Annotated in this window: 5 protein-coding genes and 1 tRNA gene; 3 read left to right on the top strand and 3 right to left on the bottom strand. The window is 65.2% G+C overall.

What is annotated here, in order from left to right; translation table 11 throughout:
- Positions 1-120: 120 nt before the first annotated feature.
- Positions 121-206: transfer RNA gene (locus tag ACWDTP_RS35690), tRNA-Leu, on the top strand.
- A 108-nt stretch (positions 207-314) separates the two neighbouring features.
- Here ACWDTP_RS35690 and ACWDTP_RS35695 read toward each other — a convergent pair.
- Positions 315-1,310: a nucleotidyl transferase AbiEii/AbiGii toxin family protein gene (locus ACWDTP_RS35695; RefSeq protein ID WP_450027942.1), complete on the bottom strand. Its 996-nt coding sequence runs from the start codon at positions 1,308-1,310 to the stop codon at positions 315-317.
- Positions 1,208-1,807 carry a type IV toxin-antitoxin system AbiEi family antitoxin domain-containing protein gene (locus ACWDTP_RS35700; RefSeq protein ID WP_450027943.1) on the bottom strand — a complete coding sequence of 200 codons (600 nt, stop codon included), beginning with the start codon at positions 1,805-1,807 and terminating at the stop codon, positions 1,208-1,210. The genes ACWDTP_RS35695 and ACWDTP_RS35700 overlap by 103 nt, the downstream gene beginning before the upstream one ends.
- A gap of 318 nt (positions 1,808-2,125) precedes the next feature.
- Here ACWDTP_RS35700 and ACWDTP_RS35705 point away from each other — a divergent pair, with 318 nt between their 5' ends.
- Positions 2,126-2,290 (top strand): helix-turn-helix domain-containing protein, encoded by a 165-nt coding sequence (locus ACWDTP_RS35705; RefSeq protein WP_450027944.1) that lies wholly within the window; start codon positions 2,126-2,128, stop codon positions 2,288-2,290.
- On the top strand, positions 2,287-3,513 hold the full coding sequence (locus ACWDTP_RS35710; RefSeq protein ID WP_450027945.1) for a type II toxin-antitoxin system HipA family toxin: 1,227 nt from the start codon (positions 2,287-2,289) through the stop codon (positions 3,511-3,513). The genes ACWDTP_RS35705 and ACWDTP_RS35710 overlap by 4 nt, the downstream gene beginning before the upstream one ends.
- Before the next feature lie 335 nt (positions 3,514-3,848).
- On the opposite strand, the gene ACWDTP_RS35715 is transcribed toward ACWDTP_RS35710, so the two are convergent.
- Positions 3,849-7,685: a molybdopterin-dependent oxidoreductase gene (locus ACWDTP_RS35715; RefSeq protein ID WP_450027946.1), complete on the bottom strand. Its 3,837-nt coding sequence runs from the start codon at positions 7,683-7,685 to the stop codon at positions 3,849-3,851.
- Between the last annotated feature and the right edge of the window lie 154 nt (positions 7,686-7,839).

Genomic DNA, 7,839 nt, shown 5'->3' on the forward strand with positions numbered 1-7,839 from the left:
AAGGGTGTGGCCCTGCTGACACTTGCTTTGGCCTTGACGGCCTGCGGCACCTCGACGACCGATGCGCAGTCCAGCTCGCAGGCGTCGCCGTCGCATCGCCCAACCCGCGAGGTTGGGCAGGTCCGAGTGGCGGAATGGCAGACGCGCTAGCTTGAGGTGCTAGTGCCCTATTAACGGGCGTGGGGGTTCAAGTCCCCCCTCGGACACAATTTTCAGCCGAACGATTCCCATGACCCGCTCTGAATCGTTATCGCTGGTCCATGAACTCCGGCACCGGTCGGGAACTGATTGTGTCTTCGGGTGACCGCTGCGCGTTATCGCCATATCCCGTCGTCTGGGCTCCAGCTCAGGTCGGTGAGATCATCGGTGACCGCGGGTTCGGCAAAAGCGATGACTTCGGCGAGCAGATCGGCGAACTGCTCGGGGAGTTCCTCGCGGCCTTGTCGGTTGCGCCACGCCGCCCAACGGGACTGAGCGAGTTGGGGATACCCGTCGAGCACGTCGGCCAGCGATATCAACTTGGCACGTCGATGTTGCGCAACTTCCCCGATGGCTGTCTGAAGGTCGGCTCCACCCAGCGCGTGAGCGCGCGACAGAACCCAGATGTCACCGAAATCGCGCCAGCGCGTATTGGCCACACCGCGCTGTATGGCGGTCACAACCTTTTCGGCGTGCACCATGTGCAGCGGATAGCCGTTGAGGATGATGGGCTCCCCGCCGAGCAACCGTGGCACCGACACCAGCGTGGGGCTGGGCACAATGGGATCCCCGACGCTCACGTCAACATGGAACCTGTGCCGCGACGTAGCGACCCGGGCATCGGCGCTGACACGGACACCGGAGTACTCATCATCCTCACGAATGACCTCCGAACGCACTGCAACAGCGTCGAACTCGATTCCATCGTCCTCGGGTAGGCGCACAGCAAGGACAGATCCGATGAGGGCAACGATCTCGGCTTCGGAGTTTCCAAGGCCCTGACCAGCCAGGTCGACGTCGCGAGTGGGTCGACGGCTACCGAAGGCCGCCAGCAGAACCCCACCTTTGAGGACGAACTTCTCATTCGACGGGCTGCGGCTGAGCCGGCCAAGGAATCCCTCGAGGATGTAGAGCTGGAGCAGCTCTTGGGTATTGCGTCTGCCCTGTTTAGCACGCCGCTGCAGATCGATGTATGCGCGACCGCCGGCGGTTTCGCGCGAGATTGGGCTCAAAGCAGGATCGCCAGCGCCTGTTGTAGAGCGCGCTGCGCGCGCGGGAACGACCGCGCCATGCTCAGCAGTTCGGAGGGTTGACCACCTTGGCGCAACCACCGCTTGAGGGCATCGTTAGCCAGGTCGATCCCTTCGCGATGATGCAAGCGGTATGAATCGATGATGCTGCGCGGTGCGGAGTAGATGCCGATTTGTGTGCCCGCATCGGTCGCCAGAGTGTCGCGTCCGATGGTGAAGGTGGCCGGGTCAAAACGATGCCACCTGATCGGTGTGTTCAGCCGCGGCGCCCAGCGTCCCCGAGGGATAGCGATGTCGAGTAGGTCAGGGATGTCGTCGATGAGGTCGTGGCGTGCCAGTGCCGATCGGAGGGCGATGGTGGCCTGGGGTGACGCAGAACTGATCTCGGCGAGGTCTTCATCGCCGCGCCACGTGCTCTTGCGGTAAAGACCGCGTGCGATCTGGACGATGCGACCTTCGTCGCGAAGGTTGTAGAACTGGCGCCTGTTCATGTGCTCTAGGGCTTCGGAGAATCGGAACGTGTCCGGCATAGCGCTCAAGCTGTCGAAGCCGGCTACATCGGTCATGGTGATCACCACCCCTGTACCAAATCCTGCACATAACTATCGCTACTGTATAGGATTTAGTACGTACCGTCCACGGAGCTTTCAATCCGTCATGGGCTCCGCTCAGGCGAGATGCTCCCGTGGGCCTCGGACCCGACCTCGCCACCGTGTCGTTATGGGTGAAAAGTCAGGCATAACGGCTTGACGACGCCTCGCCGAAGGGTCACCCGGTCTTATGCTTGATTTATCAGCATAAGGAGGATCATGGCGCGCCCAAGGCGCACAAATCCGCGACGCGAGGAACTTATGCCTGAATTAACGGGCATAAGTCGAGCCTTCATCGAGCGAAGGTTGGCGCTGCAGCTCACCCAGGAGATGCTGGCCGACCTGGCCGGAGTATCGCGCTACAGCGTTCAAACCCTGGAGGCGGGGACCGGTGCAACCAAGATCGGTTCAGTCCTGGAGATCGCCAACATTCTTGGCCTGCGCCTCGATGTGAGTTCGACGGCGGAATGACGGACCGAATTGCGCTCGACCTTCGCGAGGTCACCGAAGCCGACGTATATATCGGCGAAGCGTTCGCCGCCCAGCTGACCCGCGAACGTGGCGATGCCGTCAGCTTCGATTATGTGACCGGAGAATCTGGCGAAGGCCGGGTACGAGATCGATCGGTTTCCTGGTCATTACTGCGGTCCGGTGAGTATCCGGTAATCACCGCGGGAGGGGCCGTTCCGCCATTTTTCGCCGGGCTCCTGCCAGAGGGTGTTCGACTCGGGGTTGTCACCTCGTCAACAAAGACATCGACGGATGACCATCTGACATTGCTGCTCGCGATCGGCGCCGACACCATCGGCAACGTCCAAGTGTTCCCTGCCGGCGCAACTCCCCTCCTGCCGCCGCCGCTATTCGAACCGGAGCGAGACAACGACTTTCACGCAGTCTTTGCGAAGCTGACGGGTTCTGTCCAGGCCGACCCTGTCGGTTTGGCGGGAGTTCAACCCAAAGTCAGTGCTGCCATGATGTCGACTCCGACTCAGACTCGTGCCGGCCCGGCAATACTCAAGCTGAACCCTGCCGGCTTCCCGCTCCTGGTCGAAAACGAGCACTTCTTCATGCGGATGGCATCGGCATGCGGTCTGCGGGCCGCTCAGACCACGCTGCTGCGCGACAGACAGGGACGCAGCGCCCTATTGGTGCATCGATCTGATCGGGTTGGACCAAGACGGATTCCGCAAGAAGACGCGTGCCAAGTGGCCGGCCTGTATCCGGCATCGAAGTACCGCATCAAAACGGAGACCGCGATGACGAAACTCGCCGACGCCTGCGGACGTGGCGGCGGGTCGCGAGTGATAGCGCTGGTCGAGTTGCTGAAAGTTGTTGTCTTCAGCTGGCTTATCGGCAACGGGGATCTGCATGGAAAGAACATGTCGATCTATAACCCAGACGGATTTTGGCAGCCGACCCCCGCCTACAATTTGCTCTGCACGCAACCGTATACCGGGTGGAACGACCCTATGGCGCTCAACCTGTACGGACGGGCGAACCGCCTCACGCGTGCCAACTTCATCGAGGCAGGGGAACGCCTCGGAATACGCGAACGGGCTACGAAAAGCATGATCGATACCATGATCGACGCCGCAACCGCATGGCCCGATAGATGTGGCGAGATCGGTTTCGACGATCGGCACACAGAGCGCCTCGCCCAACTGTTGCACGCCAGGATCGACAGTTTGAGGTGATCTGACCGCACACGCCGCTTCGGCACGGACGAAGCGCTCTCCGCTCACGCCGGCGCCGTGTGCGACACTCTCGGTGCCCTGGCCTCGCGATCCGGCTAATCCGGCAGGTGTCGGTGGTAATCCCACCGTTCGAGCCAGCGCTGCAGATCGTAGACGCCCAATACGGCCAGAAGCAGCGGCAGCGCGGCCAACAAGGTGGTCATCGGCGATTCCTCGCGATCATGTCCCCTCCTGACCCGACAGCGACGAGCAAACCCGTCATACCGGGAAATTAGGCCGAGCCCGCGCCCACGGCACGCGTGGCGCACTACCTGTGTTTGGTAGCCCGACGCCGGTCAGTACACGTCGCGCACATACCGCTTGTCGGCGACGAGTTCACGCCGGTAGTCACGGGCCCGGTCCGCGGACATCCCGCCGTGGGTGCGGATGATCGTGGTCAACGCGGCGTCGACGTCCCTGGCCATCCGGCTGGCGTCGCCGCATACGTACAGATGTGCGCCGGCATCGAGCCAGCGCCACACGTCCGCGCCGTAGTCGAGCATCTTGTGCTGCACATAGACCCGCTTCGCCTGATCCCGGGAGAAGGCCAGATCCAGCCGGTTGAGGAACCCGTCGGCGAGCATGCCCTCCAGATCGTCGCGGTAGTAGAAGTGCTGACTGCGGTGCTGATCTCCGAAGAACAGCCAGTTGCGGCCGCCGTGCCCGAGGGCGCGGCGCTCGTGCAGAAACCCGCGGAACGGGGCGATGCCGGTGCCGGGACCCACCATGATCATCGGGGTGTCGGCGTCCTCGGGCGGGCGGAAGTGCGGGGACCGCTGCAGGAAGACCGGAGCCGCGGCGGCCCGGTCGGCCAGGAACGTCGAGCACACCCCGCCCCTGGCCGCCCCGCCGGTACCGCGGTACCGGACCACCGACACCGTCAACTGCACCTCGTGCGGGCTGACCAGCGGGCTCGACGAGATCGAATAGTTGCGCGGGGTCAACCGCACCAGCACCTGCTGCCACTGGTGTGGTTCGGCGTGCACCGCGAACTCGGTCACCAGGTCGAGTCCGTTGCGGTTGTGCAACCATTTGGCCAGCCGCCCACCGGATCCGCGCAACACCTTGGCCGCCGACCGGTCACCGCACGAATCGGCGATGAACCGCAAGAGGTCTGGTGTCACGCGGCAGATGTCATAGGACGAGATCAAGGCGTCGCGCAGGGTCTGTTCGGTGCCGTCGACCTCGACCGTGGCTTCGGCCCGCAGCCCGGTCGCGGCCAGCCAGGCGTCCACCACCGCGGGATCGTTGGCGGCGTATACCCCGAGCGAATCGCCCGCAGCATAGCTCACCCCGTACTCGGAGATGTCGAATCCGAACTGCCGCACATCTTTTCCCGATCCGGGCGCGGACAGCACGTCGTTTCGGACGAGGGTCGCGAGAATCGGTTTGGCTCTGGTGAACTCGTCCGGCTCGGTGCGGATGACCGCGGCAGCGCGGGGGCGTCGCCGCGGGTGCGGGGCGCCGGCGAGCAGGTCGGTCACCGCCTCGGCCCACCATCGCATCGGCTCGTCGTCGTAGGCCTCGCATTCGGAGCGGTCCAGCAGTTTGGTCGCGCCGAGATCGGCGAAGCGGTGGTCCAACGATTTCGCGTGCCCGCAGAAGTTGTCGTAGGAACGGTCGCCGATACCGAGCACCGCATACCGGATTCCCTGCAGCCCAGGGGCATCGGCAGCGGTCAGCCGGGTCCAGAAGTCGGCGCCGTTGTCGGGTGGGCCGCCGTCGCCGAAGGTGCTGGTCACCACCAGCACATCGCGGGCGGCGGCCAGCTCGTCGAGCGTCAGCTCATCCATGTTGACCAGGGCCGCACCGGCGATGCGTCCGGCCACCGTGGCCGCGTACTCCTCTGCCGTGCCGGTCTGCGACGCCCACAACACCAGCGGCCCGCTACCCACCGGGCGGTCGGCTACCGCGCCGGCCCCGGCCGGCACCACGTCCATCGGCACCGGTCGCAGGCTGACCGCACATACCTTGAACTCGGGCTGCAGCGAATCTGCATCGACGGCATCGTTGGTCACCGCGTTGACGGTGAGGTATTCGCCGTGCTCATCGTTCCAGTGGAACGGCGCAAAACAATGACCCGGCCGCACCCGATCGGACAGCACCGCGGGCAGCACCGCACGGCCCCGGCGGGATTCGACTTCGACGGGCCGGCCGGCGACGATGCCCAGCGCCACCGCGTCGTCCGGGTGGATCTCGACGAACGGCGCCGGGTTGAGCCGGTTGAGCTTGGCGACCTTGCCGGTCTTGGTCATGGTGTGCCATTGATGTTGCAGCCGACCGGTGTTGAGCACCATCGGATAGTCGTCATCGGGCAGTTCGGCCGCACTCATGTGCGGGCGGGCATGGAACACGGCCCGGCGCGACGCCGTCGGGAAGGCCAGCCGGGGCCGATGCCCGGTCTCGTCGACGAAAAGGTCCTGGCTGACCCCGTCGTTGAGATAGCGGACGGGGTGCCGGTCGGCCTCGCCGCTCGGTGCGTCCACCGGCGGGCACGGCCACTGCAGCGGGGTCAGACGCAACCGCGAATAGCTCGCGCCCCGTATGTCGTAACCGGTCTCCGGGTTGGCGAACCCGCGGATCTCATCGAAGATCTCCTCGGCCGACGCGTAGTCGAAGTGCGCGCCGAACCCCATCCGGGTGGCGACCTGGCAGATCAGTTGCCAGTCCGGCCTGGCCTGGCCCCGCGGCGGGAGCGACGGCGACAGCAGGGTCAGGTTGCGCTCGGAATTGACCGTGACACCTTCGGATTCGGCCCACAGCGCCGCGGGCAGCACGATATCGGCGTAGTGGTTGGTGGCTGTGGCGCGGTAGGCGTCCTGGGTGACGACCAGCTCGGCGGCCTCCAACCCGTTGATGACGGTCTTGCGGTTCGCGACGCTGGCGACCGGATTGGTGCAGATGATCCAGCAGGCCTTGATCTCACCGGCCGCCATCCGCTCGAACATGCCGATGGTGCCGGGCCCCACCTCGGTGCGGATGGTGCCGGGCGCGACACCCCACCGGGTTTCGACGAAGGCGCGGTCCCCGGCCGAGGACACCGCCCGCTGCCCGGGCAATCCCGGCCCCATATAACCCATTTCACGCCCGCCCATGGCGTTGGGTTGACCGGTCAGCGACATCGGGCCGCTGCCGGGACGGCAGATGGCGCCGGTGGCCAGGTGCAGATTGCAGATCGCGTTGGTGTTCCAGGTGCCGTGCGTGCTCTGGTTCAGACCCATCGTCCAGCAGCTCATCCACTCGCCCGCGGCCCCGATCATCGCCGCGGCGGTGCGGATATCGGCCTCGGCCAGGCCGGTGATCTCGGCGACCACGGCCGGTGGATAGCCGGCCAGGAAGTCCGGCATCGCGTCCCAGCCTTCGGTATGCTCGGCGATGAATTCCCGGTCGATGTCACCATTTTCGACCAACAGATGGAGCAGGCCGTTCAGCAGCGCCACGTCGGTGCCCGGCTTGATCTGCAGGAACAGGTCGGCACGCTCGGCGGTCGCGGTGCGCCGCGGATCGACCACGATCAACCCGGCGCCCGCCTTGAGCCGGTCGGCCATCCGCAGGAACAGGATCGGGTGGCAGTCGGCCATATTCGAGCCGATCACGAAAAACAGGTCGGCACGGTCGAAGTCGGCGTAGGAGCCCGGCGGTCCGTCGGCTCCCAGCGACTGTTTGAAACCCGTGCCCGCACTGGCCATGCACAACCGCGAATTCGACTCGATGTGCACGGTGCGCAGGAAACCCTTGGCGAGTTTGGTGGCCAGATACTGGGCTTCGATCGACATCTGGCCGGATACGTACAGCGCGACGGCGTCCGGGCCGTGCTCGTCGACGATGGCCCGCAACCGGCGGCCGGCCTCGGCGACCGCATCCTCGACCGGGGTGGGCATCAGTTCGTCGTCCCGGCTGGGCCGCAGCAGCGCCGAGGTCAACCGGTCGTCGGCGGCGGCCATCAGGTCGGCGTGGGTCGCCCCCTTGGTGCACAGCCTGCCGAAGTTGGCCGGATGCAGCTTGTCCCCCGACACCCGGGCGATGACGGTGTGGCCGTCCTCGACCCTGGTGTTCACCTCGATACCGCACCCGACACCGCAGTACGAACACGCCGTCCGGTGCGTGCGGTCCGAGGTCGTGCCGTTCGCCATGCCGCCATGGTGTGGCGACGGTGTTCCCGGATTTTTCCGTCGGCGTTATCGCGAGGAAAACTGATCCTCACCGGGCGAACACGCTCCCGGTGAGCACCCACTTTCCCCGCCGAGCAGACGCGGAGGTACCCGGAACGCCGCCGTACCGGGTACC

The sequence above is a fragment of the Mycobacterium sp. NPDC003449 genome, from assembly GCF_053588415.1.

Coding starts and splice junctions, on each gene's coding strand:
- ACWDTP_RS35710 (WP_450027945.1), top strand. CDS start 2,287: ATGACGGACCGAATTGCGCTCGACCTTCGCGAGGTCACCGAAGCCGAC.
- ACWDTP_RS35715 (WP_450027946.1), bottom strand. CDS start 7,685: ATGGCGAACGGCACGACCTCGGACCGCACGCACCGGACGGCGTGTTCG.